The 23,545-nt window shown below is 58.9% G+C and carries 25 protein-coding genes; 6 read left to right on the plus strand and 19 right to left on the minus strand.

Annotated features, from left to right (window positions below; genetic code table 11):
* Nucleotides 1-11 precede the first annotated feature (11 nt).
* The 4 genes from fdnG to MPN23_RS05980 all read left to right on the plus strand — a co-directional run bounded on the left by fdnG (nt 12) and on the right by MPN23_RS05980 (nt 5,119).
* Nucleotides 12-3,029 (plus strand): formate dehydrogenase-N subunit alpha, encoded by a 3,018-nt coding sequence (gene fdnG / locus MPN23_RS05965; protein ID WP_243546782.1) that lies wholly within the window; start codon nt 12-14, stop codon nt 3,027-3,029.
* A 10-nt stretch (nt 3,030-3,039) separates the two neighbouring features.
* Nucleotides 3,040-3,765: a 4Fe-4S dicluster domain-containing protein gene (locus tag MPN23_RS05970; protein WP_243546784.1), complete on the plus strand. Its 726-nt coding sequence runs from the start codon at nt 3,040-3,042 to the stop codon at nt 3,763-3,765.
* Between the two features lie 188 nt (nt 3,766-3,953).
* The gene (locus tag MPN23_RS05975) at nt 3,954-4,496 is read left to right on the plus strand and encodes a peroxiredoxin family protein (RefSeq protein ID WP_243546785.1); all 543 of its coding nucleotides are present in this window, start codon (nt 3,954-3,956) and stop codon (nt 4,494-4,496) included.
* An 8-nt stretch (nt 4,497-4,504) separates the two neighbouring features.
* Nucleotides 4,505-5,119, plus strand: coding sequence for a peroxiredoxin (locus MPN23_RS05980; RefSeq protein ID WP_243546787.1), 615 nt, complete (start codon nt 4,505-4,507; stop codon nt 5,117-5,119).
* Between the two features lie 74 nt (nt 5,120-5,193).
* Here the strand turns inward: MPN23_RS05980 and MPN23_RS05985 are convergent, their stop codons facing one another.
* The 10 genes from MPN23_RS05985 to MPN23_RS06030 form a co-directional block, all read right to left on the minus strand.
* The gene (locus MPN23_RS05985; protein WP_243546790.1) at nt 5,194-5,349 is read right to left on the minus strand and encodes a hypothetical protein; all 156 of its coding nucleotides are present in this window, start codon (nt 5,347-5,349) and stop codon (nt 5,194-5,196) included.
* Nucleotides 5,350-5,438: 89 nt separating this feature from the next.
* Nucleotides 5,439-5,702 (minus strand): RNA recognition motif domain-containing protein, encoded by a 264-nt coding sequence (locus MPN23_RS05990; protein WP_243546792.1) that lies wholly within the window; start codon nt 5,700-5,702, stop codon nt 5,439-5,441.
* A 405-nt stretch (nt 5,703-6,107) separates the two neighbouring features.
* Complete coding sequence (locus tag MPN23_RS05995) at nt 6,108-6,674, minus strand: single-stranded DNA-binding protein (RefSeq protein WP_243546793.1); 567 nt, start codon at nt 6,672-6,674, stop codon at nt 6,108-6,110.
* Between the two features lie 44 nt (nt 6,675-6,718).
* Nucleotides 6,719-7,063, minus strand: a complete 345-nt coding sequence (locus MPN23_RS06000) for an enolase-like domain-containing protein (RefSeq protein WP_243546794.1) — start codon at nt 7,061-7,063, stop codon at nt 6,719-6,721.
* Between the two features lie 32 nt (nt 7,064-7,095).
* The gene (locus MPN23_RS06005; protein ID WP_243546795.1) at nt 7,096-7,746 is read right to left on the minus strand and encodes a biotin attachment protein; all 651 of its coding nucleotides are present in this window, start codon (nt 7,744-7,746) and stop codon (nt 7,096-7,098) included.
* 51 nt (nt 7,747-7,797) lie between these two features.
* Nucleotides 7,798-10,065 (minus strand): Clp protease/crotonase-like domain-containing protein, encoded by a 2,268-nt coding sequence (locus tag MPN23_RS06010; RefSeq protein WP_243546797.1) that lies wholly within the window; start codon nt 10,063-10,065, stop codon nt 7,798-7,800.
* 1 nt (nt 10,066) lies between these two features.
* Nucleotides 10,067-11,431: an ATP-binding protein gene (locus tag MPN23_RS06015; protein ID WP_243547357.1), complete on the minus strand. Its 1,365-nt coding sequence runs from the start codon at nt 11,429-11,431 to the stop codon at nt 10,067-10,069.
* 57 nt (nt 11,432-11,488) lie between these two features.
* The gene (locus tag MPN23_RS06020) at nt 11,489-11,866 is read right to left on the minus strand and encodes a PilZ domain-containing protein (RefSeq protein ID WP_243546798.1); all 378 of its coding nucleotides are present in this window, start codon (nt 11,864-11,866) and stop codon (nt 11,489-11,491) included.
* Between the two features lie 32 nt (nt 11,867-11,898).
* The gene (locus MPN23_RS06025) at nt 11,899-12,642 is read right to left on the minus strand and encodes an OmpA/MotB family protein (protein ID WP_243546799.1); all 744 of its coding nucleotides are present in this window, start codon (nt 12,640-12,642) and stop codon (nt 11,899-11,901) included.
* Nucleotides 12,642-13,394, minus strand: a complete 753-nt coding sequence (locus MPN23_RS06030; protein WP_243546800.1) for a motility protein A — start codon at nt 13,392-13,394, stop codon at nt 12,642-12,644. Before MPN23_RS06030 ends, MPN23_RS06025 begins: the two co-directional genes overlap by 1 nt.
* A 93-nt stretch (nt 13,395-13,487) precedes the next feature.
* Between MPN23_RS06030 and MPN23_RS06035 the strand changes: the two genes are divergently transcribed.
* A complete protein-coding gene (locus MPN23_RS06035; RefSeq protein WP_243546801.1) occupies nt 13,488-14,315 on the plus strand; it encodes a purine-nucleoside phosphorylase in 828 nt (275 codons plus the stop codon).
* Between the two features lie 62 nt (nt 14,316-14,377).
* Nucleotides 14,378-15,022 (plus strand): FlgO family outer membrane protein, encoded by a 645-nt coding sequence (locus MPN23_RS06040; RefSeq protein ID WP_243546802.1) that lies wholly within the window; start codon nt 14,378-14,380, stop codon nt 15,020-15,022.
* Between the two features lie 2 nt (nt 15,023-15,024).
* On the opposite strand, the gene aroC is transcribed toward MPN23_RS06040, so the two are convergent.
* Genes aroC through MPN23_RS06085 form a run of 9 tightly spaced genes read right to left on the minus strand, consistent with a single transcriptional unit; the run spans nt 15,025 to nt 23,537 of the window.
* The gene (aroC, locus tag MPN23_RS06045; RefSeq protein WP_243546803.1) at nt 15,025-16,086 is read right to left on the minus strand and encodes a chorismate synthase; all 1,062 of its coding nucleotides are present in this window, start codon (nt 16,084-16,086) and stop codon (nt 15,025-15,027) included.
* An 8-nt stretch (nt 16,087-16,094) separates the two neighbouring features.
* Complete coding sequence (locus MPN23_RS06050) at nt 16,095-16,748, minus strand: potassium channel family protein (RefSeq protein WP_243546804.1); 654 nt, start codon at nt 16,746-16,748, stop codon at nt 16,095-16,097.
* 17 nt (nt 16,749-16,765) lie between these two features.
* Complete coding sequence (locus MPN23_RS06055; protein WP_243546805.1) at nt 16,766-18,127, minus strand: TrkH family potassium uptake protein; 1,362 nt, start codon at nt 18,125-18,127, stop codon at nt 16,766-16,768.
* A 37-nt stretch (nt 18,128-18,164) separates the two neighbouring features.
* Nucleotides 18,165-18,686, minus strand: coding sequence for a shikimate kinase AroL (gene aroL, locus MPN23_RS06060; RefSeq protein WP_243546806.1), 522 nt, complete (start codon nt 18,684-18,686; stop codon nt 18,165-18,167).
* A gap of 59 nt (nt 18,687-18,745) precedes the next feature.
* Complete coding sequence (locus tag MPN23_RS06065; protein WP_243546807.1) at nt 18,746-19,531, minus strand: ABC transporter permease; 786 nt, start codon at nt 19,529-19,531, stop codon at nt 18,746-18,748.
* The gene (locus tag MPN23_RS06070) at nt 19,528-20,406 is read right to left on the minus strand and encodes an ABC transporter permease (RefSeq protein ID WP_243546808.1); all 879 of its coding nucleotides are present in this window, start codon (nt 20,404-20,406) and stop codon (nt 19,528-19,530) included. Before MPN23_RS06070 ends, MPN23_RS06065 begins: the two co-directional genes overlap by 4 nt.
* A complete protein-coding gene (locus MPN23_RS06075; protein WP_243546809.1) occupies nt 20,396-21,604 on the minus strand; it encodes an ABC transporter substrate-binding protein in 1,209 nt (402 codons plus the stop codon). The genes MPN23_RS06070 and MPN23_RS06075 overlap by 11 nt, the downstream gene beginning before the upstream one ends.
* Complete coding sequence (locus tag MPN23_RS06080; RefSeq protein ID WP_243546810.1) at nt 21,601-22,560, minus strand: ABC transporter ATP-binding protein; 960 nt, start codon at nt 22,558-22,560, stop codon at nt 21,601-21,603. The genes MPN23_RS06075 and MPN23_RS06080 overlap by 4 nt, the downstream gene beginning before the upstream one ends.
* On the minus strand, nt 22,536-23,537 hold the full coding sequence (locus tag MPN23_RS06085) for a phosphotransferase family protein (protein WP_243546811.1): 1,002 nt from the start codon (nt 23,535-23,537) through the stop codon (nt 22,536-22,538). The genes MPN23_RS06080 and MPN23_RS06085 overlap by 25 nt, the downstream gene beginning before the upstream one ends.
* Nucleotides 23,538-23,545 lie beyond the last annotated feature (8 nt).

The following is a 23,545-nucleotide window of genomic DNA, read 5'->3' on the forward strand; positions in this document are numbered from 1 at the left end:
AAGGAGGTAGGATGAACGTCAATCGCAGATCTTTCCTGAAACTCTCCGCCGCAGCGGCCACCATGACCGCTTTCGGAGGGCTCGGGTGCACGCAGACCGCCAAGCTGGCCGACCGCGCGGCGATGCTGGACCCGAAATGGAGCAAACAGACCACCAGCGTCTGTTGCTATTGCGCAGTGGGCTGCGGGCTCATTGTGAACACGTCTCTCAAGGACCACAAGGCCGTCAACGTCGAAGGCGACCCCGACCATCCCGTCAATGAAGGTTCCCTGTGCGCCAAGGGCGCGTCCATCTGGCAGCTCGGCGACAACGACCGCCGTCCGGATTCCGTGCTCTACAGGGCTCCCTATTCCGGAAAATTCAAGAAGGTGTCCTGGGAATGGGCCCTGAAGCGCATTGCGGAAAAGGTCAAGGAAACCCGCGATGCCGGGTTCACCCGGGTCAATGCCAAGGGGCAGGTGGTCAACAGATGCGACAACATCGCGTCCCTTGGTTCCGCCGCATTGGACAACGAGGAGTGCTGGGCCTACCAGACCATGCTCCGCAGCCTCGGCCTGGTGTATGTGGAGCACCAGGCGCGTATCTGACACAGCGCAACTGTTGCGGCTCTGGCAGAGTCGTTCGGACGCGGCGCGATGACCAATCACTGGATCGACATCCAGAACAGTGATTGCATTCTGATAATGGGCAGCAACGCTGCCGAAAACCACCCAATTTCCTTCAAATGGGTAACCAAGGCGCAGGAAAAGGGCGCAACCCTGATCCACGTCGACCCCCGGTTCACCAGAACGTCGACCAAGGCGGACATATTCGCACAGCTCCGCTCGGGTTCGGACATTGCGGTACTGGGCGGCATGATCAAGTACATTCTGGACAACGACCTGATCTTCCGGGATTACGTTGTCGACTACACCAATGCCTCGTTCATCGTGGGCAAGGACTTCGATTTCTCGGACGGTCTGTTCTCGGGCTATGATCCCAAGACCCGATCCTACGACAAGAAGACCTGGGCCTTTGAAATGGACGAAAACGGCGTTCCGGCTCAGGACCCGACTCTCAAGCACGAACGGTGCGTGTACCAGCTCCTCAGGAAGCATTATGCACGCTACACGCTGGACAAGGTCGAGGAAATATCCGGCATGTCCAGGGACAAGCTGCTTGAAGTGTACAAGGCCTACACCGCCACCGGCGTCGGCGACAAATCCGGCACCATCATGTACGCCATGGGCTGGACCCAGCACTCGGTTGGCGTGCAGAACATCCGCACCATGGCCATGATCCAGCTCCTGCTGGGCAACATCGGTGTGGCTGGTGGCGGCGTGAACGCCCTGCGCGGCGAATCCAACGTACAGGGTTCCACTGACCACTGTCTGCTCTATCACATCCTGCCCGGCTACCTGAAGACTCCGCTGGCCGGCGAGGATTCCTTCGACGAGTACAACAAGAAATACACGCCGATTTCCAATGACCCCGAGTCCGCGAACTGGTGGCAGAACTATCCCAAGTACTCGGCAAGCCTGCTCAAGGCCATGTGGCTGGAGGACGATCCCAAGGTCTCCTACCAATACCTGCCGAGACTCGACAACAGATCGGCCCGCGAATACTCCTGGCTGACCCTGTTCGACAAGATGGACGAAGGCCAGTTCAACGGCCTGTTTGCCTGGGGCATGAACCCGGCCTGCTCCGGCGCCAACTCCAACAAGACCAGACAGGCCCTATCCAAGCTGGACTGGCTGGTCAACGTCAACATCTTCCCCAATGAAACCGGCTGGTTCTGGGAAGGCCCCGGCATGGACCCCGAGTCCATCAAGACCGAAGTGTTCTTCCTGCCCTGCGCGGTTTCCATTGAAAAGGAAGGGTCCATCACCAATTCCGGCCGGTGGATGCAGTGGCGCTACAAGGGACCGGAACCCCGCAAGGGAACCATGCCCGATGGCGACATCATGTACGAATTGATGAAGGAGATTCAGCATCTGTACGCCAAGGATGGCGGTGTGTTCACCGATCCCATCCTCCGGCTGAACTGGGAAGGCATTGCGGAAAACAACGTGTTCGACGCACACAAGACCGCAAAGCTGATCAACGGCTACTTCACCCGCGACGTGACCATCAAGGGCAAGCAGTACAGAAAGGGCCAGCAGGTTCCGAGCTTCGCCTTCCTGCAGGCCGATGGCTCCACGACCTCGGGCAACTGGCTGTACTGCAACTCCTATACGGACAAGGGCAACATGGCTGCCCGCCGCGACAAGACGCAGAGCGCGGAACAAGCCAGGATCGGCCTGTACCCGAACTGGAGCTGGTGCTGGCCGGTCAACCGCCGCATCCTGTACAACCGCGCCTCCGTGGACCTTCAGGGCAAACCGTGGGCACCGGAAAAGCCGGTCATCGAATGGAACGGCTCCAAGTGGGTCGGCGACGTACCCGACGGCGGCTGGAAACCCGGCACCAAGCATGCGTTCATCATGCGCAAGCACGGCTTCGGCCAGATATTCGGCCCCGGCCGGGTCGACGGTCCGTTCCCGGAATACTACGAACCTCTGGAATGCCCGGTGAAGGAACATCCCTTCTCCGGCACCCTGCACAACCCCACGGCTCTCAAGTTCGACGATGAGGCCAAGGCCGTGTGCGACCCCAGATTCCCGTTCGTATGTTCCACCTATCGCGTGACCGAACACTGGCAGACGGGCCTGATGACCCGCAACTGCACCTGGCTCACCGAGGCCGAGCCGCAGGTGTTCGTGGAAATGAACCCGGAACTGGCCGAACTCCGCGGCATCGAAAACGGCGAAAAGGTCATGGTGGAAAGCCTGCGCGGCTCCATCTGGGCCATCGCCATCGTGACTCCGCGTCTCCGGCCCTTTACCGTACAGGGACAGACCATCCATCAGGTGGGCCTGCCTTGGCACTTCGGCTGGACCTGGCCCAAGGATGGCGGCGATTCCGCCAACATCCTGACCCCGTCCGTAGGCGACCCGAACACGGGCATTCCGGAAACCAAGGCCTTCATGGTCAACGTACGCAAGGCGTAAGGAGGACGACATGAACGGAAAGAGTTTCTTTGTCGACCTGACCAAATGCACGGCCTGCCGGGGTTGCCAGGTAGCCTGCAAGCAATGGAAGAAACTGCCCGCAGAAAAGACCGTGAACTGGGGCTCCCATCAGAATCCCAGGGACCTCTCGGGCAATTCCCTGAAAATAGTCCGCTTCTCCGAAATCGTGGAAGACGAAAAGATCAAGTGGCTGTTCTTTCCGGAACAGTGCCGCCACTGCACCGATCCGCCGTGTGCGGCGGCCGCCATGGTGGAAGGCTCGATCATCGTTGACGAGGCCACGGGTGCGGTCATCTACACCGAACTGACCAAGCAGGAGAACTTCCAGGACATCCGCGACGCCTGTCCCTACGACATTCCGCGCCTGCGCGAGGATGGCGTCATCACCAAATGCGACATGTGTCACGACCGCGTGGCCGCAGGCATGCTTCCGGCATGCGTCCAGACCTGTCCCACCGGGGCCATGAGCTTCGGCGACCGCGAGGACATGCTCAAACTGGCCGAGGAAGCACTGGAAAAGGCGCAGAACGGAAAGTACCCGGATGCCGAACTGGTGGATTATGAAGACGTGCGCGTCATCTACCTGGCAGCGGAACCCACGGAAGAGTACTACGAGTACCTGTCCGCGGATGCCTCCGGCGTTCAGCGCGGCCCGCTGTCCAGAAAGCAGTTTCTGGCAAAGCTGACTTCCCCTGTGAAACGCATGCGCTCGTAATCAAAGGAACACCTCCGTAATAGCTCCGGGGCTGCGCAAGCGGCCCCGGACTTCCCGGAATACGGCTCCGGGACGGCAATCGTCCGGTTGCGGAGAATCCAGGCCCCGCCCGCTCCGGACGGGGCCCTTTATACTTCCCTATTCCCCGGACAAAGGCTAATCTCAGCAGATCAATCAGGGAGAATTGCATGAGAAAATCGATACTGGCAGCAACGGCGCTGTTTCTGATTCTGTCTCAGTCCGCCCTTGCAGGCGGCACGTTTCCGGATTTCAGCATCAGAACGAATCTGGAAGAATCGGATCGAACGTATCTGGGCCTGACCGAAACAGAACAATTCCGTCTGTCGGATACCGCCGCAGAGTACCTGCTCATCGAGGTTTTCAGCATGTATTGTCCCCTTTGCCAAAAGGACGCACCAACAGTGAATGTCTGGTTTGAGGAAATTGCTGCCGAGGGCAACAACGGCAAGATCAAGCTCATCGGTATCGGAGCAGGCAACACGCCGTTCGAGGTGGAATTCTTCCGCAAGAAATTCAATGTGCCCTTCCCGCTGATCCCGGACGAGGACTACTCCATGCACAAGGCGCTGGGCAATGTGGGCACGCCCTATTTCGTTCTCGTAAAGAATTCGGGCCCGGACAATCTGGAAATCATGTACGCCCGGGAAGGGGCCGTGGACAACGAAGCCACCATGCTCAGGGACATCCTTTCCAAGGCGGGAATCCGGTAGGTATTCCAATGAAACGTTGCATCCTTCTTTTTTGCGCGCCCCTTCTTCTTTGCGCGCCCCTTCTTCTTTGCGCGCCCCTTCTCCTGTCCGGTCCGGCATGGGCTCACACCCTCGCGGAAAGCGTCTATCCCGTGGGCATGCTCAAGCCGACAGATTCGCAAACGTCCCTGAAACCGGGTGACATGGCTCCGGATTTCACCCTTTCCTCGATCAAGGGCGAAAAAGTGACCCTTTCGCAATACCGGGGCAAATCCAACGTGGTGCTTTCCTTTGTCCCGGCAGCCTGGACCCCGGTCTGTTCGGATCAATGGCCCGGGTACAATCTTGCTCTGGAGCTGTTTAGTCAGAACGATACCGTACTTCTCGGCATCAGCGTGGACAACATTCCCAGTCTTCATGCCTGGACCAACGCCATGGGCGGGCTCGACTTCCCAATCCTTTCCGATTTCTGGCCCCATGGTCGCGTTGCGGACAACTACGGCATTCTGCGCACCGACGGGACTGCGGAACGGGCCCTGTTCCTCATCGACAAAAAGGGCATTGTCCGATGGCTGCTGGTCAACGACATCAATCAGCGTCCCGATCTCGGGGCACTGGTCAACGCCGTCAAATCCCTTGAATAGAAAACGGCCTGGTCAACAAGAGACCAGGCCGCCGTATTTCGTGTAATTTCGCATGGGATGCTCACTGCAACGAGTTATTCTCCGCCGGAAGGTTCCTGTCCATTGGAATCCGTTCCGTTTTCTTCCTCGCACTGATTACGCGCCAGCCTCCGCTGCTTCTTTTCTTCCTTCTTTTTCTTCTTTGCCAATTCCTTTTGCCGCTTCTCGAACTTGTAGTTGCGGTTGGGCAATGTACTCTCCTTGTAGTGATATCAAAAAAACGCCCGTCTCCCGTAGGGAGACGGGCGCCGAATGCCGTTTTACGGCCTCACGTCGGCAACTACCAACGAGGACGGGGCGCGCGAGGCTTGGCTTCGTTGACACGCAGATTGCGGCCACCGAAATCCTTGCCGTCGAGATTCTCGATGGCTTCGCGGGCACCAGCATCGTCCATTTCAACGAAACCGAAGCCACGGGGGCGACCGGTTTCACGGTCCTCGATCAGATTGACGGAAGTCACTTCGCCGTAAGCTTCGAAAGCAGCACGGACTTCGTCTTCGGTGGCGGACCAGGGCAGATTGCCGACATAGATGTTCTTGGACATTCCAAATACTCCTGAGAAGTGTGAGATAATAACCTTGGCGTCCATACGCCATATAAAAAGAAGCAGGGCACAAGTACGCACGCTGCTCCTCGTTATTCCTGTTTCCTTTAAAGCCAGCACAAGCCAACATAGGACCGCACCTCCAAGGGTGCCGCTGGCATAGAGACCATCTTTTCCGCTGTTTTTGGAATAAAGTCAAGCCATATTCGCAATCCAAAAGCAACTTCCACCAGTTTGCCTTGCAAAATGCGCCAAACAGGCCGCTTCAGGAGGCACAACGCCTTCCCCCAAACATGCAACGGCCCGCACCCGAGAAAACCTACGATGGTTCTTTCGGATTCGGCACCGACCAAAGAACAAAAAAAGGAGGCTCAGGCCTCCTTTTCATGTCATATCCCGAAACCGCTAGAACGGCACGTCATCCATGCCGCTGGCTTCGGACGGGAATGCCGGACCGAGGTCCTCTTCCTGATTCTGCTGAGACTGCTGATTCTGCTGACTCTGCTGCCCCTGCTGGGAATATCCGTTGTTGTATCCGCCCTGCTGCTGATTCTGGTAACCACCCTGCTGACGGCCGCCCTGCTGCTGGTTCTGATAGCCACCCTGCTGGGCCTGATTGAACTGGCCGTCCGGGGCGCGATCCAGCCCCTGAACATTGTCAGCCACGATTTCGGTCATGAAACGATCCTGTCCCGTGTTCTGATCCTGCCACTTGCGGGTCTGAAGCTTGCCCTCGACCATCACCAGACGGCCCTTTCCCAGATAGTTGGCACAGAACTCGGCCGTCTGCCGCCAAGCGACAACGCGATGCCACTCGGTGCGCTCGACGCGCTGGCCGGTCTGCCTGTCGCGATATCCCTCGTCCGTGGCAACGGAAAATTTGGCCATGGCCTGACCATTGGGCGTGTAGGACAGTTCGGGATCACGCCCCAGCCTGCCGATGATTATTACCTTGTTCAAGCTTCCAGCCATATCTACTCCTTGCAAATACAAATTCTCTATGAAACTTTCGAGTATCAGAATTTCCCTGCCGTGTCTTCCAGGGCATCGAGCGAATCTTCCAGGGAATACGTCAACGTATCCGCTTCCCTGGCTTTCCATGCTCCCAATGCCTCTTCGAGACGCAAGCGGATTTTCTCCAGATTCTCGGCTTCCGGACGAAGGGCCTGAGCCTGCGCATCGGGAATCAGCCCGGCGCGAACCGCGTCATACACACCCTTGGCCAAGTCCACAACACCCTTTTGACGCATCAGGGGACCGGATTCCTCCCAGACCAGCTTCCACAAGGAAGGCCATTTTTTCCTGACCTCGTCCTCATCATAGGTCCAAGCCGAAACACGAATCTGCAAGATCTTGCCCATGGCAATGCTCCTGTTGCGCCGGACGGCGGTTTCTACCGTTCCTCTTCCCATTCGCTCTGAATGCGGGCCACCACGTCCTGAATCACGGTCAGCTGATCCTCGGGGCACACGCCGATAAGCGGGCTGCCTTCGTCAACATTCTCGCCGCGCGAAAAATACACGGAATAAATGATACCTTCCGGCCCGGAATAGGCCAAGGGCGTTTCCCGCTTCATGCGGGACACGATCAGAATTTCCATACCCTCATGCACCTTGACGGACCGCTTGCCCGAAACCTTGAGCTTCTGGTCCACCTCGGGCACGAAGTAGTACTTGGCCCGTTCCGGAGCACGAAACAGGTACAGGGCTTCCTGAAGGATCAGTTCGATGACTTCCTTGCGGGTCAGAAAATGGCGAATGGTCAGCAAAGGCTCCCCGGCCTCCACGAACTTGCCTTCCAGTTCCGTGCGAACGGACTGCACTTCACCCTTTTCCGGGGCATGGATGGGCTTGCGGTTGCGCTCCCGGGTCAGATGGGCCAGAACCGTTCCCGGCTTTTCCTGCCACTCTCCGGCCTTGCCGTGCACGCGATCCCCGGCCTTCACGGTCCCGAACTCCACCACACCGGTGTGCGGAGCCTTGACCACAATCTCCTTGTACGGAGACTCTTTTATCTTTTCCAGCAATTCTTTTACGTTAAGCATGTAATTCCCCAGATTGATTGTCTTTGTCGAAACCGCGCTCCCCAACGCGGGTCAGCGATAGTAAAGGTTCCGGCCACCCATGGTCAAGAGCGCCTGATGCAGGTTTTTCCTGACCTCCCTGCGATCCCATATGCCGTGAATGTGCCCACGGGAAAGCGCGAGGTCCGCACTATGGTATTTCGGCGGAATCTCCATGCCAGTGGTCTCGGAAATCACGCCGGGCCCGGCAAAGCCGATGTTCGAGGATCGAACCGCGAACTGATAGGGTGAGCATCCCAGAAAACTCGCCACAGGTCCGGCGTAGGAATTGGTGTCGTACAAAACGAGGTACAGCCCTCCGGCGTCAATGTACCGCCGCACGGCCAGGGTGCAGCGCGGCATCTGTATCACGCCGTTCACACCTTCCTGAATGCGGATTCCGGCCGTGCCGTGCACGTAGGCGATGAACGGATACCGCTTGCGCGCGGCCCGTTCCGCCGCCCGAATGAACTTCTCCCCTTCGGCCGCGCCCACGGTGCCGCCTCGGAACGGGGCGCACAGAACTGCCACGACCGACTTGATGTCGTCAATATCGGTTTCAAAAGTAATGCAGGCGCTCTTCAGTCCGGTTTGCTCCTTGGCCCTGTCCAGCTTGACGTCAAACCGTTCATAGCCAAGCGGATTGATGGATTCGAGCTCACGATTGAACTCCCGGCCCGGAAGGAATCCGAACACGTTGTACAGAGCCCATTGGAACTCCATGGGGAAATGGTGGCCACAGCAGGGGCACACCCCGGCAAAATCCCCGAACAGATCAGGCGCCCACAAATCCGGGCAATGATGCGTTCGCACGTTGGGACAGGAAAGCGTCCTGTCCTCCTGACTCCGGGGACTCATCCACTGCCACGCATCCCCCACAAGGCACGCACCCTCTTCCGGGCAGGAAAGTCGGGTCAGCCGCTCGCGGGCTTCCTCGCCTTTGCTGTCCTCGTCGCGACCGGCCGTGGGCAAAGCACGATCCAGCACGCTTTTCAAAGGCTTGAGCAAACGTCTTCGAACCAGATGGGCCTCGGCTTCCAGATCCTCGACCATGGCGTCAAGCCGCTTCTTGGGTCGTCCGAGCAGATCGTAACGAAAAAAGGAATGCACGGCCCAGGCAGCGCCCCTGACCGAGGATGCGGCCTTGTTGACCAGTCCGGTGCCGTCGATTCGCGCATGTCGACTCATGGCGCGAAACTTCCGGTACCGCCGCTCCACCAGCCGTTCCTGAGCCGAGGTATTGAGATTCCAGCGTACGAAAATGGCTTCGGCATCATCCGAGGAATGACGCCGCAGCGCCATGGCCCGGTACAGTTTCATGGACTTCACGTCCGACACCACCTCGTTGGTGGCCTGAATGATCTCGCGCCTGAGTTCCCGAAAAAAGTCGTAATGATGGGGACGCGCTCCAAGCGACGGTTCCTGGATCACGCGATCCACATACCCGTTCTCCAGATTGTCCCCGGCCGTCAGATGCAGTTGGACCGCGCATTTCTCGATCAGCTCCGGGGTGGTCCGCTGACCGGCACGCAGTCCGCCTTCTATCGCAGCAGCCCCTTCGGGAGAAATCACGGAATAATAGCCGTGGGAAAGCATGAGCCGTTTGTCCGCCAGTCCGATGGCCTCGGCCCCGCCGGAACCGCCTTCGGAAAACACGGAAATGACCGGCGTTTTGAGCGCGGCCATCTCATACAGGTTGCGCGCGATCTGCTGGGCCGCGCCCGGCCAGTCCTCGATGGGATAGGCCCCGGGCGTGAACACGAAGGTGTGCACCGGAATGTTCTCGGTTTCCGCCACCTTCATGTAATGCAGGGCCTTGGCATTGCCCCACGGCTTGACTGAGCCGCCGTTGCGAAAATCCTCGCCATGCCCCTTTTCCTGACCAATGACCATGACCATCTGGTTCACGACCTTGTCCCCGACCCGGCGGGCAAAATAGGCTCGGGCAATCAGCATGCCCGGATCGATGTTGAACTCTCCCCGCCCGCCAATTTCCGAATAGTTGTCGTAAACATTTTCCAGAATGTCCTTCAGGCAGATGCGACCGGGATGGCGCACGATCCGCACCCGATCCATGGGGGTCAGGCCAACTTCAAGCTTGCGCTCGTAAAAATCGAACAGACCTTCCAGACGCCCGAGTTCCTCCTTCACGAAAATCCCGGACGCCTCCCTGCTCTGCTCCACGAATTCGCTAAAACGGGCCGCAAGCATGCGGACATTCTCGTCTTCCTTGTGCCCGAAAATATCCCTGATGTAGCTGAGTCGCTCCCTGAGCGCGTCTGTTCTCTTTTCCGCATCCATGTCAGAACTCAAGGAGATTTGCTGTTTTTTCCCGCAGGAAATCAATGTTCGTGGAAAAATCCGAGCTGCCGCTTGCTGCCCCTTCCAGCACTAGACCGTCCAGAAATTCCAGTCCCCGCGCCTTGGCCTGAGCCAGATTTTCGCCCCAGATGATGACCAATGCCAGATTGGGATCGTATTCCATGGGAATCTCATACTCCCCGGAATCCGGTACCTGCGTGAATACCTGTGCCCAGTCCGATTGCGGCCAGGCAAACCGCGTGACTCGTCCGGCACAGGGCGTGAACCGATTGCCCGGGTCCTCGGCGAGAATGCGATACTCGATGCCCACCCCGGCAAAGGACACGTCGCCCTGCCCGTAGCCCATGGATTCGCCCAGAGCCAGTCGAATCTGTTCGGTAATGATGTCCACGGGCCTGTCGTTTATCCGGGAAATCACGGCGGAAACCCCGTTCTCCACCTGAATGCGCGTGTTGACCTCCATGAGAAACGGCTCTCCCCGAGGCGTGACGATCCATTCCCAGGTCCCCACGTTGTCATATCCGACCTCATGGGCCATGGACAGGGAGTGCGCTGTGATCTCGTCGAGCACGCCCTGTGCGTCGAACGTGTACGGCAGGTCGCCCGGAGCAAACCCCGGGGCCACCTCGATGCGCTTCTGCTTGCCCGTGCTCTGCACCGAGCAGTTGCGAGTGCCGAAGTGCACGTGACGCATGCCGCTGCGTTCGGAAACCATCTGCACTTCCAGATGATTGAAATCGAAAATCCGCTGCTCGATGAGTACGCCCTCGTCCCCGAAATTCCGTTTGGCGTAATTGCGAATGCGCCGGAACACGGAACGGAACGCTTCGAGGCTCCCCACTTCCTCGATGCCCATGCCTCCGCCTCCGGCGGAAGCCTTGACCAGCACCACGCCGTCCACAATGCCCTGAGTAGTCTGGAAGTCGAACAGGGTCCGGGCGATCTCCTCGGCTTCCAGCTCGGAATACACGGGCCGATCCGAACCGGGAATGGTGGGCACGCCCAAACTGCGGGCAATGCGCTTGGTGTTGATCTTGTCGCCAAGGTCGCGGATCACCCACCAGGACGGACCGATCCATTCCATGGGCCGATCCCGACGCACCACGCGCCGCGCGAACCGGAAATCCTCGGCAAAGAAACCGTATCCGGGGTGTATGGCCGTGGCCTGCGCCGCATCCGCAACGGAAAACAGTTCATTGGCATCCGCATAGGATTCTATGCGGTAAAGACAGGAATCCCCGCCAAGCTTGCGGGCCAGCGCCACATGGCCGGACCCGGCATCCTCGCGGGTATGGACGCTGACGAATTCCAGACCGAGGCCGACGCAGGCGCGCATGACGCGCATGGCGATCTCTCCCCGGTTGGCTATGAGAACCCTGTGCGTATCAACCACGAAGTTTTGCTATTCCTCTCGCTGCTTCTTGCGCAATTCGATGAGCCGCTTCTGCACTTCGAGAACCAGCTTGTCCAGCTTGGTCTGCTTCTGACGATCAAGCTCCAGAAAATTCATGCCCACGATGCCATTGTCCAGAACGCGCATGACCTCTGCCCCGACGTCACCGAGAAACAGCTTGTTCCTGATGAGCAGGTCGATGGCCAGCCTTTCGCCTTCCTTGAACGCGCCAGTCTGCTCCAGCACGGCAAATCCGGACGCGCTGAGGTCCTTGACGTCGAGTTGCAGTTCCCGATCCCGGAATCTGGCCGCAAGACCGGGAACGCGTGTACGAAAGGCCTTGCGGAGCTGATCGTCTCCACCATCCAGTTTTATTTCAAAAGACATGGTTTCCTCCAACGCATGATGCCGAAAACGGCTTATCTGCCGGAAACGCGTTTTTCCAGAATGAATTCGACCCGCCGATTCTTGGCCCGATAGGCATCCGTGGTGTTCGGGAAAAGGGGATTGAGATCGGCCAACCCGGTCGCAGTGAGACGCGAGGGCTCGATTCCCATCTTGAGCAGAGCTCTGAGCACATTGATGGCCCGAAGCGCGGAAACCTCCCAATTGTCCTTGAACCGACCGCCGGGCCGAACCGACATATTGTCGGTATATCCGATGATCTTGATGGTCTGATCCGGGTGCTGAATGAAAAAATTCCGAAGTGTGGCAAGAATGGCCCGCCCCTTGGGAGCCAGCTCGATCTGTCCGGACGCGAACATCACGTCCCCGGGCACGCGCAACGTGATGATCCCGTCCTCGAAATTGGCGCTGACCAGTCCTTCCACGCCCTTTTTGGTTTGAAGGGTCTTGACCTCGGCAAACACCTTGCGCTGGGATTCGATGATCTGCCGCCGCATGAGTGCCTGATCAATGAGAACACCGGCTTCCTCCCGGGAAATCCTGCTGGTGGAAACCTTGTCCATTCTCCCGCTCAGGGCCTTGGTCACCGAGGAAAAGGTCTCGGAGAACTTTTCCGTGTCCAAGGTGGACATGGAATACAGCAGGACGAAGAACACGAGAAGAAGCATGGAAAGGTCGGCAAACGTGGTCAACCACTCGCCGCCGCTGTCGTCCTCTTCCTCGCCGCCCAGAAAAATGTCGTTGCGATCTTCGATCATCAGTTGGCCTCTCTCTCCTTGGGAGCCAGGAACGAGGACAGCTTTTCATACACAAGCCGCGGGTTGTTGTTTTCGAGGATGGATTTCGCGCCTTCGAAGATGACGGCCAGATGCACCTGTTCCTGAAGCGTGCGCGCCTTGAGCTTTGCGGCAATGGGAATGAAGATGAGCGTGGCCATGGCCGAACCGTAGAACGTGGTCAGCAGTGCCACGGCCATGGCCGGCCCGATGGATTTGGGGTCGTCGAGCTGGGAAAGCATCTGAACCAGACCGATCAGGGTACCCATCATCCCGAAGGACGGCGCCAGAGCCGCAAGCCGCTTGAACACGTCCTGCCCAACCTGATGACGGCGTTTCATGGAATTTATCTCGATGGCCAGCGTGGATCGAATAAGCTCCGGGTCGGCATTGTCCGCGATGAGCTGGCAGGATTTCTTGAGCACCATGTTCTCGGTCTGCACGTTTTCCAGAGCAACCAGACCTTCGCGGCGGCTGATCTCGGCCACCTTGACCATGATGTTGACCACGTCCTTGACCTTGGTCTTGCGCTGACCGAACATCTTGATGGCAGCGGTAAAGGCCTGTATGACCTCTTCAAACGGGAAAGCCACCATGATGGAGGCCAAAGTCCCGCCGACAACGATCATCATGCCGGGAATGTTGATGAAAACATCCACGGCACCGCCGAGGACGATGGCCCCTGCAACCAGGGACAGACCGACCACAAGGCCGAGTAACGTCGCAATGTCCATAAATCGAGCCTAACCTTGTTGCTAAATCGAAAGAACACCGGTCCAGAGGCCCCGCAGCCGTTTGCGCCGAACCCGATCACGCAAGGAGCCCGCATGAATTACCGCTCAAAACTACGTCATTCTGTCGCATATATACAGGAAAAGCTAGGGAAAACTCAACCCGGAACGGTAGGGATCGTCACGGGCTCGGGACTGGGTGGAATGGCTCAGGCCCTGAGAGACGAAAAATCCCTTGAATATGCGGACATCCCGGGCTTTCCGGTTTCCACGGTCAAGGGACACGCAGGCAGGCTCGTCTCCGGCACGGCTCAGGAAAAACCGGCTCTCGTTCTTGAGGGACGCTGCCATCTCTACGAGGGATTCCCGGCCGAGGACACCGCCTTCGGCATCCGGGTCCTGCATGAACTCGGGGTGCGCACCGTGGTCCTGACCAATGCGGCGGGGGCGCTCAATCCGGTTTTCGAAACCGGCGCGCCCATGCTCATCCGCGACCACATCAACTTCACGGGCCAGACTCCGCTTTGCGGCCCCAACCACGAAGACTGGGGCCCGCGCTTTCCGGACATGAGCACGGTATACGACCGCGAACTCGCAGCTCTCGCCGAAGCCAAGGCTCTGGAACTGGGCCTCCGACTGGAACGCGGCACCTACATCCAGGTCCCCGGTCCCTGTCTGGAAACTCCGGCGGAAACGCGCATGTACCGGATGCTCGGCGCGGACGCCATCGGCATGTCCACGGTCATGGAAGCCATTGCCGCACACCACATGGGCATGCGCATTCTGGGCTTGTCCTGCCTGACGAACAGGAATCTGCCGGACTGCATGGAGCCGGTTTCCCACGAATCCGTGCTGGCCAGAGCCGAACAGTCCTCGGCGGCCATGACGCAGCTGATGCTCGCGGTACTAAAGGAATTCGCGTAACCTGCCGATGAAATTCACGGTGAATTTTCGCCGAACAACCCAAGCCAGCAATGGAACCTGCCATGAAAAAAACGGTCCTCGCCCTTGCCGCCCTGATTCTCCTGCCCCTGATTTCAGGATGCAGTTCGTTCAAGGAGAACGCCAACGAGGCCTATGACACCGTGTTCGACACCGCGCCCACGTCCAAGGCGGTCTTTCACGAGAACACCACGCCGATCATCGAATTCAACTACGATGCCGCGGACACGCTCTACAAAAACGTAAGTGGCAGGGAACTGGGCGGGGATTCCAAGGTATTCGTGCGTCGTTTCCTGAATGAAAACAGCCCGGACGACATGGCCGCGTTCGGCAAGATCATGGCCGAACAGGTTGCGGACCGCCTTGCCCAGCGGGGAATGGTCATCACCCATGGAGCGCCGGATCAGCAGGATTACATGAACAACGGCATGCAGCCAGTTGAAAAGGAATCGCCAGCCAACGATTCCAAATACGAAAAACCGGCTCGCTCGGCCATGCTGACCGGGTCATACATTCCGGGCGACAGCGTCATCTACATGACTGCGAAAATCGTGCGTCTGGATGACAATGCCGTGGTTGCGGGGCATAGCTGGCAACTGCCCGTCACGCAGGATGTCCGGGAACTGCTGCCCCAGCTTCAAGGCCGGGACAGCGGACTGGAACCTACCGTCAAAACGCAGTTCGAATAGCCCTACGCTCTCGGTCCGAGACGACGGTCGAGCAGAAGCAGGTCGGCCAAGGTCAGCGCAGCCATGGCCTTGAGCACCGGATTGATGCGCGGAATGGCCGCGATGTCGTGCCTGCCGCCGATGCGAATGGAGGTTTCCCTGCCCTGTGCCGTCATGGTCCGCTGTTCCAGAGCAATGGAGGGAATGGGCTTGACGTAGGCACGCACCACAATGTCCTGTCCCGAGGAAATGCCACCCAGCACTCCGCCCGCATGATTGGATGCAAAGCCTTCACTGGTCATGAAATCATTGTTCCCGCTCCCCAGACTGCGGGCCGCGTCCATGCCGTCGCCGATTTCCACCCCCTTGACCGCGCCCACGGACATGAGCGCATGGGCCAGCCGCGCGTCCAGCTTGTCGAACACAGGCTCTCCCAGCCCCGGGGGAACGCTTCGGGCCAGAATTTCCACAACGCCGCCCAAGGTATCCCCCTGACTCTTGACCTCGCGCACGCGTTCTTCCCAAACCGGCACCACGTCCGGATCAGGCGCAAAGAACGGACGGGCCTGCGCGCCCTCCACGTCAACGCGTTTCGCCGGAATTCCGCCGAGTTCCACGGTATAGGCCTGCAAGGCGATTCCTTCGGCACGAAGCAATTCCTGCGCAATGGCTCCGCCCGCCACCCTCGACACGGTTTCCCGGCCCGATGACCGGCCGCCGCCACGGTAGTCGCGCACACCGAACTTGGCATGGAATCCGTAATCCGCATGACCGGGCCGAAACACGTCCTTGATGTCCGAATAGTCGCGGGAGCGCTGATCCTCGTTGCGAATCAGAAACCCGATGGGTGTTCCGGTGGTCACGCCCTCGAACACGCCGGACAGGATTTCCACCCGGTCCGATTCCCTGCGCGCAGTGGAGGCGATTCCCTGCCCCGGTTTCCTGCGATCCAGCTCCTGCTGAAGGATTTCCTCGGAAAGCGGAATGCCGGACGGACACCCGTCCACCACGCCGCCCAGCCCCGGGCCATGGGATTCGCCGAACGTGGTCAGGCGAAAAATTCTGCCGAATGTATTCCCGCTCATGGTCACTCCTAGTATTTGCCCACTTTCATGACATCCTCGGTCTTGCCGAGAAGCACGAGCGTGTCGCCCTGTTCCAGCCGAAGATCGGCCTTGGGCACAAAGGAAAATTCCGTACTGCCGTTGTGCTTGTACGCCACGACCTGCACTTGGAAGGTATTGGTCAGATTCAGATCGCGCAGGGTGCTGCCCTGCCATTCGTCGACCACGATCTCCCGGGTGATGATGTCACTGCCGAACGCCAGATAGTCCATCATGCCGGGCACGGCCAGCCTGTGGGCAAGCTGTTCCGCCACGAACTGTTCGGGAAAGACCACGTAATGCACGCCGATGCGCTTGAGTATCTTTTCATGCTCCGCACTGACCGCCTTGACCCAGACCTTTTTCACGCCCAGTTCCAGCAGGTTCAGGGAGACCAGAATCGAGGCCTCCATGGACTCGCCCGTGGACACGATGGCATGGTCGAACTCGCTGAATCCGAGTTGCTCCAGCGCCTTCTTGTCCGTGCCGTCCGCCTGATAGACCTGGGTAATGAGGGGTCTGGCGCGGTCCACGGAAGATTTGAACGCATCCACGCCCACCACGGAATGCCCGAGGTCGTGCACGGATTTCGCCAGAGTCAGACCGAACTTGCCCAAACCGACAACGCCGATTTCCATTTTCATGAGATATCTCCGTCAGGCTACCCGAGGGGCAGCTCGTCCTCGGGCAGGCGAAAACGCGGCTCGTCCTGCCAACTGTGCAATGCGGACAGCAGCCAGATGGGACCGAGCCTGCCCACGAACATGAGAAGGATGATCACCGCTTTGCCCACAGCCGTCAAATGCGGGGTCAGGCCGGTGGAAAGCCCCACCGTGCCAAAAGCGGAAATGACCTCGAAAAGTATTTCCAGAAATACACCACGCGCCAGATCATGGGGAATTTCGCCGCCTTCGGTGATGTTGAGCACCAGAGTGGCGGCCGTGACCAGAAACATGGCAAAGACCATGAGGGTCAATGCACGGCTCTGGCTCGGACGGTCAAGGGCATGCCGCCCGACAACGACCTGCGATCGCCCGCGCACCTGAGCCATGATGAATCCCCAGATGGCACGAAACGTGGTGGTCTTGATGCCACCGGCGCAGGAACCGGGCGAGCCGCCGATGAGCATGAGCATGAGCATGAACACGAGGGACACGTTGGTCATGTGGCTGATATCCACGGTGTTGAATCCGGCCGTGCGGCAGGTCACGGACTGGAACAGTGCAGCGAGCATGCCGCCCGGCCCGGCCCCGGCACCGCCCATGAATTCCGCAAAATAGATGGCCGCTGTTCCGGCGATGATCAGGAACAGCGAGGTCTTGAGCACCACATCCGTGTGCCAGGAAAGCAGGTGTGCCCTGCCGCGAAGCATCTTCCTCCCGTGCAGGGCAACGCCCTTGATCAGAGTCCCGCATTCGCCGAGCACGTAGAATCCCAATCCGCCCATGATGATCAGGGCCATGATCACGACATTCACGCCCGGATCGCCTTTCCACGACATCAGGCTGTCCGCATACAGGGAAAAGCCCGCATTGCAGAATGCGGAAATGGAATGGAATATGGCGACATACGGTTCAAAGCCTTCCGGGTCGAGCAGCCAGAGACAGACTGCCCCAATGCCTTCCAATGTCAGAGTGCCGAGCACCACACGCACCAGAAAGCGCCCCAGACTGAAGGAGGGATCGTGAAGCAGGCTCTGCCCCACGGCGATCCGGTCGCTGAGCGGCACGCGTTGTCCGAGCAGATGCAGGATCAGCGAGGTGAAGGTCATGATTCCCAGTCCGCCGAGCTGAATGAGCACCAGGATCACGGCCTGCCCGGCCCCGGAAAAGAAACTGCCCGTATCCACCACGATGAGCCCGGTCACGCACATGGCCGAAGTTGCGGTAAACAGACAGTCCATCCACGACAGGGGTTCGCCCGGATGGCTGAAATCCATGTGCAACAGAGCGGCCCCGCCGAGAATGGCTCCGGCAAAGAACCAGACCGGAAGCCAGTACGGACTCAGGAGTTTGGTACGCATGAACGTGTCAGTAACACCGGGCGGAAGGGAAAGGCAATCATGCCCGATGCTCCAGAAATTCCAGAGCGGCGTTGACAGTCGCCCGCAACGATGCCTGCCCGAGCACGGCATGGGCGCATTCGCGATACAGGGAATCCCGCTCGACAAGCACCTCGGCGACCTCATCGGCCAGAGACTTTCCGGTCAGGGAGGGACGCTGGGCCTCGTTGGGATTTCTGGACAGCCGTCGGGCCAGTTCATCCGGACCAACCGCCAGATACAGTACGATTCCGCCGGACAGCAATTGACGATTCTCCGGTCGCAGCACCAGACCTCCGCCGCAACCGACCACCTGATTGCTCATGGCAGCAACATGCTCCAGCACCTCGGCCTCGCGATCACGAAACGAATTCCAGCCGCAACGGGTCACGTACTCGGCAATTTCAGCTCCGACCATGGCAACCAGTTCATGGTCCGTATCCATGAACCGCCGCCCCAGGCGGCGAGCCAGTTCCCGGCCCACGGAGGTTTTGCCCGAGGCCCTCGGCCCCACAAGGTAAATGTTTCTGGTGTCAGCCATACGCGAACAATACGGCAATTCCGCCGGACGCGCAACGCAGCCGTATCAAAGCGGAAACCTCAATACATGCCCCGCTCGCGATACATCCGGGAAACCCCGTATTCCACCAGCAGAAAAAGCAGTACGGGCACGGCCAGAAACACGAGACACAGCAGTGATCCCATGCTTCGGTCCGAAGACGCGAGATATGGAAACAGATACCCGGTGTAGGAATCCACTGCGCCTCCCCCGATGAGAAACACGAGGAAATATTCGGAAAACGCCACCAGAAACACCACGGAACCGCCTGCGATCACGGACGGCATGAGCAACGGCAGCTCAATCCGCAGCAGACGCATCCAGAACCCGGCCCCGAGATTCCGGGCGCAGAGTTCATACTCCTCGCCCACCGCCTGATACCCGGCGGTCAGCGCTCGAAGCATGTAGGGATAACTGAATGCGGTCAGCACCAGAACAACCCCGAAGAGAGTGTCCGTCAGCCCGACACGGATGAACAGATACTGTGCCCCCATGGAAAACGTCATTGACGGCACCAGCGCCGGAGCCAGGAACACGCCTTCCAGCATCGATTTGCCCCGGAAACGCCTGTATGCAAAATGATGGGCAGGAAAAAGGCACAGCACCAGACTCAGCGCCACCACGGCCAGAGAATACAGAACCGATACGCTCAAATGACGCAGAATGGGCTGCCACTGGGAAGCGGCATATTGCAGGGCACGCCAATCCAGCTCCGACGGCACCAGTTCCGGAAAGGTCCAGCCCGGAGCCACCGCATACACAATCAGAACCAGCAACGGCAACAGGGAGCAGACCGCAATGAAGACAAAGGTGAAATACGCTCTCACAGTTTGCGGTCCCCCTGTTCCAGCCTTGAGGCAATGCGCGTGTACAGGGACACGAAACCCAAGGCGAACAGGAACATGCAGACCAGCAGGGCCATGGCTTCGGGCCGATGCGACAGGTCGCGCCGGAAATACAGGTTGTACACCTCCACGGGCAGCATTCCCGGCGAGCTTCTGGCGAGCAGAAACGGAATGTCGAACGCACCGAAGGAAAACAGGAACAGAATGATGAACGAAGTGTTCAACGCAGGACGCATGTGCGGAAGCACCACCTGAAGAAAGACGCGCGCCCGCCCGGCTCCGAGCATGTGCGCAGTCTCCACGAGCCGGGGATCAAGCCGCTTGAGCACGGCATGAGCCAGGATGACCACAAAGGGAATTTCCTTGAAGACATAGGCCAGTATCATGCCGCCCCCCTCCGGTCCGTAAAGCACGGACGGAAAATCGGACACACCGTCAACCAGCCCGAGGTGAAACGCAAAGGATGCGACCACCCCGGACTGGCTCCAGAAGACAAGCACGATGAATGCCACCGCAATGTGCGGCAGAATGAGCGGCACCTTGTACACGACCGAGGCCCGCTCCAAACCATGTGGCAGACGCCACACGGCATAGGCCAGAACAGCCCCGGCACTTACGGAAATCACTGCCGAGGCCAGCGCCACCCACAGGGAGAAACGGGCCGAAGCCAGCACATGCGGATTCAGCAGCACGCCATATCCGTCGAACAGACCGCCCGAAACCGGCACGGGCAGCCAGAATCCCAATGATTGGGCCACGGCCAGTACAAGCCCGCCCAGAAACAGCACGCAAAACGGCACGAGCAGCGGCGACAGCTTGAACAGCGTCACCCACCAGGACGCGCGTTCAGCGAACATGCTCCTCCCACCCCTTTTCAAGGGCTTCAAGATATTCCACGGGAATCTCGGGCACGGCCACGGCGGACAGCGCCTCCCTGCCCAGCGTCGAGCTTCCCAAATCCACGGAGGCAAAACGATCGCGGCTCTCCTGCGGCAACGCACCAAGGTCAATGGCCGGATAATCCCCCCATTTGGCAGGCACGTACTTGGAAAGCTGCGCCTCGGGCGACATCAGGAAATTCGCCACGACCATGGCTCCGGCCTTGTTGGGCGCGTTGGCGGGAATGGCCGTGAAATGCAGATTGAAAATCGAACCTTCGCGCATGACGAAAGTGCGGACGCTCTTCGGGTAGACGCCCTCCTGCACCTTACCCTGCGCGTGCAGCGGATGATAGGACATGTTGATGTCCACCTCACCGCGCGCAAACAGGGTATCCTGTTCCGCAATGCTCTTGGGATGACTTCTGCCGTGCTGCCACAAATACGGCTTGAGATCGTTCAGATACTGCCAGAGCCTGGGAGCCTGTCTCTCGAACAGTTCCCTGTCCCATCCGCCGAGATACTGCTCTGGCCCGCCAGTCACGGCATAGAACGCCTGCCGGATGAATGCGGACCCCGTGAAATCCGGGGGTTGGGGATAGGTGAATTTCCCGGGATTGTCCCGCACCCACTCCCGAAGTTCGGCAAAACCGTCCGGCACGGACTTCGTACGCGCACCATCGTACTCGAACACGAACTGGGCCCAGCCGTACGGGGTCTCGTAGCCATCCACGGGGTACCCGAAATCCGTGGACGCGAGTTTCTTGTTCACGTATTTCAGAAAATTCGGGCACTTTTCCGCATAGGGGCCGTACAGGGCATCCGCCTCACGCAACGCCTTGAAATTCTCGCCATTGACCCAAAGCAGATCAATGGTTCCGGTCTTGCGGCCACCTCGTTTCTCCGCGAGCAGCTTGTTCACGAACACGCCCGCATCCATGGGAACGCGAATCAGGGAAACGCCGTACCGCTTCTTGACCTGATCCGCCACGTAGGTATCCACCCACTTGTTGATGGGGGCGGAACCACCCCACATGTAAAAACGGACCGTGGTTTCCCGCGCTCCGTCTTCGACAGTCTTCCAGTCCTCCCTGAGCCAATCCCGGTCCTGAACCTCGGACACGGAACAGGCCCCCAGACATCCCACCAGCATGATCAGCAATGCCAAGCGCTTCATGATTTCACCCTCTGGGGGACAAAGGATTCCGCCACACGTACACGCACCCGGTCCCCTGGCCGGATGCCGTTGGCCGCGCCGTACACTGTCAGGGTCTGCCCCCCCACCGCGACCCTGTACCGCGTATAGTGTCCGGCGAAAATTACATGCTCGACCCGGGCCGGACCGTTGTTGTCCGGCACAAGTTCAAGAGCTTCCGGACGAAAGCATTCGTGCTCCCCGGACAGCCCCAACTGTCGAGCCGTGCCGGGCAAAAGCGTATTCAGCGGACCAAGAAACCGGGCCGCCTCCAGACTCGCTGGCGAACCATACACCTCCCCGGCGGGGGCGTACTGTACCAATTTGCCATTCAAAATCAAACCGATGATATCGGACATGGCGAACGCCTCTTCCTGATCATGCGTCACGGCCACGGTGGTCACGCCGAATGCTTTCTGCGTGTCCCGAATGAATTCCGCGGTTTCCAGCTTGAGATTCCGATCCAGATTGGCAAACGGCTCATCGAGCAGCAGCAGGGCCGGGTTGACCACCATTGCCCGGGCCAGAGCCACACGCTGCTGCTGGCCCGCGGAAAGCTGATTCGGATATTTCCGGTCATGCCCATCCATGCCGAAAAAAACGAGCAGCTCCATGACCCTTGCCCGAACCTCCTCCTTCGTCACACGCCGGGAACGCAGTCCGAACGCCACGTTTTCGAAAACCGTCAGATTGGGAAACAGCACATAATCCTGAAACACCAGAATCGCAGGCCGCTCCCGGGAAAGAGGCTCGCTGAAGCGCACCTCCCCCGAGTCCGGCTTTTCCAATCCGGCCAGAATCTTGAGCAACGTGGTCTTGCCCACGCCGGACGGCCCGAGAATCGAAACTATACCGCCCTTTTCCACGGAAAAGCTCACGTCCCGCAACACAGGCTTGCCCGAATAGGCCTTGTTCAATCCGAGTGCGTGAAAAAACATTCCATTTCGTCCAGATACGTCCTGATCCTGTCAAAGGTATCCAGGTTTTCCAAGGCACGCCCACCATGGGAATACTCGTGCCAGGCCATGAAACACCAGGACAGGGCCCGAAGCAGAATGGTCCGCTCCAGCACCGAAGTCTTGAACACGGCCTCGTCCAGCGAAATGTCCAGTTTTCCGCGTTCCAGATATTCGGCGACAAAAGCCCGCTTTTCCTCCCGGGAATAGGCATGATCCCTTTTCCAGCGGGTCGTGGTCTCCACCAGAAAATGGCCCAAATCCTGATACCGGGACGATATCACGGCCTTTTCCCAATCCACGAGCCATCCCCGTCCATTCTCCGCAATGATGAAGTTGTGGGAATTCACTTCCGTATTCACCATGACCAGCGGCTCGTCCGCAAACAGGGAATCCGTCTCCTCGGCCAGGGAGAGAATACTGTCCCGATAGTCAAGCAACCGTTTCTGCTCCCGCTGCATGGGATGATCCGGGTAGCGGGAAATCAATCCTTCGCTTTCCCGAACAATATCCCGGACAGGATTCCTCTGGGTCAAAAGCCGCGCGTCCACGGGCTGAGCATGCACCGCCGCAAGAATTCCTGCAGCAACGTCCGTATCCCGAGCATAATCCAGCGGGCGACCGTCAAGGTATTCCATGAGCAGCACGCCGTTCCCAAGACGCTCGTCATCCGGCTCGGGGTCGCAGAAATACGGTCTGGGCGTCACGCCGGACCGGACAAGAGCCTGAAGCACGGCGAATTCGTAGGCGATCTGATCATCAAGACCCAGCTGGCTGCCGTGATTGATGCGCAGTACATGGCGCGACTCTCCATAGAGTTCCTCGGTAACGATCAGATAGTTTTCATTGTATTCGCCCGCAGCCAGAAACGTAACCTGCTCCGGGCCCTCCAATTGCAGCCACCCCTTGTGCCCGAGAAAATCGTGCACAGCCTCGACCATGTTCGCATCCTTCTGCATACGTCTCC

It is taken from the genome of Pseudodesulfovibrio tunisiensis, from assembly GCF_022809775.1.
Lineage (GTDB): Bacteria > Desulfobacterota > Desulfovibrionia > Desulfovibrionales > Desulfovibrionaceae > Pseudodesulfovibrio > Pseudodesulfovibrio tunisiensis.

Bases quoted from the DNA above. Each gene is read 5' to 3' on its own strand.
- MPN23_RS06050 (WP_243546804.1), bottom strand. From the start codon at position 16,748: ATGAAAATGGAAATCGGCGTTGTCGGTTTGGGCAAGTTCGGTCTGACT.
- aroC (WP_243546803.1), bottom strand. From the start codon at position 16,086: ATGAGCGGGAATACATTCGGCAGAATTTTTCGCCTGACCACGTTCGGC.
- MPN23_RS05990 (WP_243546792.1), bottom strand. From the start codon at position 5,702: ATGTCCAAGAACATCTATGTCGGCAATCTGCCCTGGTCCGCCACCGAA.
- MPN23_RS06000 (WP_243546794.1), bottom strand. From the start codon at position 7,063: ATGGGCAAGATCTTGCAGATTCGTGTTTCGGCTTGGACCTATGATGAG.
- MPN23_RS06035 (WP_243546801.1), top strand. From the start codon at position 13,488: ATGAATTACCGCTCAAAACTACGTCATTCTGTCGCATATATACAGGAA.
- MPN23_RS06010 (WP_243546797.1), bottom strand. From the start codon at position 10,065: ATGGATGCGGAAAAGAGAACAGACGCGCTCAGGGAGCGACTCAGCTAC.
- MPN23_RS06005 (WP_243546795.1), bottom strand. From the start codon at position 7,746: ATGCTTAACGTAAAAGAATTGCTGGAAAAGATAAAAGAGTCTCCGTAC.
- MPN23_RS05995 (WP_243546793.1), bottom strand. From the start codon at position 6,674: ATGGCTGGAAGCTTGAACAAGGTAATAATCATCGGCAGGCTGGGGCGT.
- MPN23_RS06085 (WP_243546811.1), bottom strand. From the start codon at position 23,537: ATGCAGAAGGATGCGAACATGGTCGAGGCTGTGCACGATTTTCTCGGG.
- MPN23_RS06015 (WP_243547357.1), bottom strand. From the start codon at position 11,431: ATGCGCGTCATGCGCGCCTGCGTCGGCCTCGGTCTGGAATTCGTCAGC.
- MPN23_RS06040 (WP_243546802.1), top strand. From the start codon at position 14,378: ATGAAAAAAACGGTCCTCGCCCTTGCCGCCCTGATTCTCCTGCCCCTG.
- MPN23_RS05975 (WP_243546785.1), top strand. From the start codon at position 3,954: ATGAGAAAATCGATACTGGCAGCAACGGCGCTGTTTCTGATTCTGTCT.
- MPN23_RS06075 (WP_243546809.1), bottom strand. From the start codon at position 21,604: ATGAAGCGCTTGGCATTGCTGATCATGCTGGTGGGATGTCTGGGGGCC.
- MPN23_RS06055 (WP_243546805.1), bottom strand. From the start codon at position 18,127: ATGCGTACCAAACTCCTGAGTCCGTACTGGCTTCCGGTCTGGTTCTTT.
- MPN23_RS06070 (WP_243546808.1), bottom strand. From the start codon at position 20,406: ATGTTCGCTGAACGCGCGTCCTGGTGGGTGACGCTGTTCAAGCTGTCG.
- MPN23_RS05970 (WP_243546784.1), top strand. From the start codon at position 3,040: ATGAACGGAAAGAGTTTCTTTGTCGACCTGACCAAATGCACGGCCTGC.
- MPN23_RS06020 (WP_243546798.1), bottom strand. From the start codon at position 11,866: ATGTCTTTTGAAATAAAACTGGATGGTGGAGACGATCAGCTCCGCAAG.
- MPN23_RS05980 (WP_243546787.1), top strand. From the start codon at position 4,505: ATGAAACGTTGCATCCTTCTTTTTTGCGCGCCCCTTCTTCTTTGCGCG.
- MPN23_RS06080 (WP_243546810.1), bottom strand. From the start codon at position 22,560: ATGTTTTTTCACGCACTCGGATTGAACAAGGCCTATTCGGGCAAGCCT.
- MPN23_RS06030 (WP_243546800.1), bottom strand. From the start codon at position 13,394: ATGGACATTGCGACGTTACTCGGCCTTGTGGTCGGTCTGTCCCTGGTT.
- MPN23_RS06025 (WP_243546799.1), bottom strand. From the start codon at position 12,642: ATGATCGAAGATCGCAACGACATTTTTCTGGGCGGCGAGGAAGAGGAC.
- aroL (WP_243546806.1), bottom strand. From the start codon at position 18,686: ATGGCTGACACCAGAAACATTTACCTTGTGGGGCCGAGGGCCTCGGGC.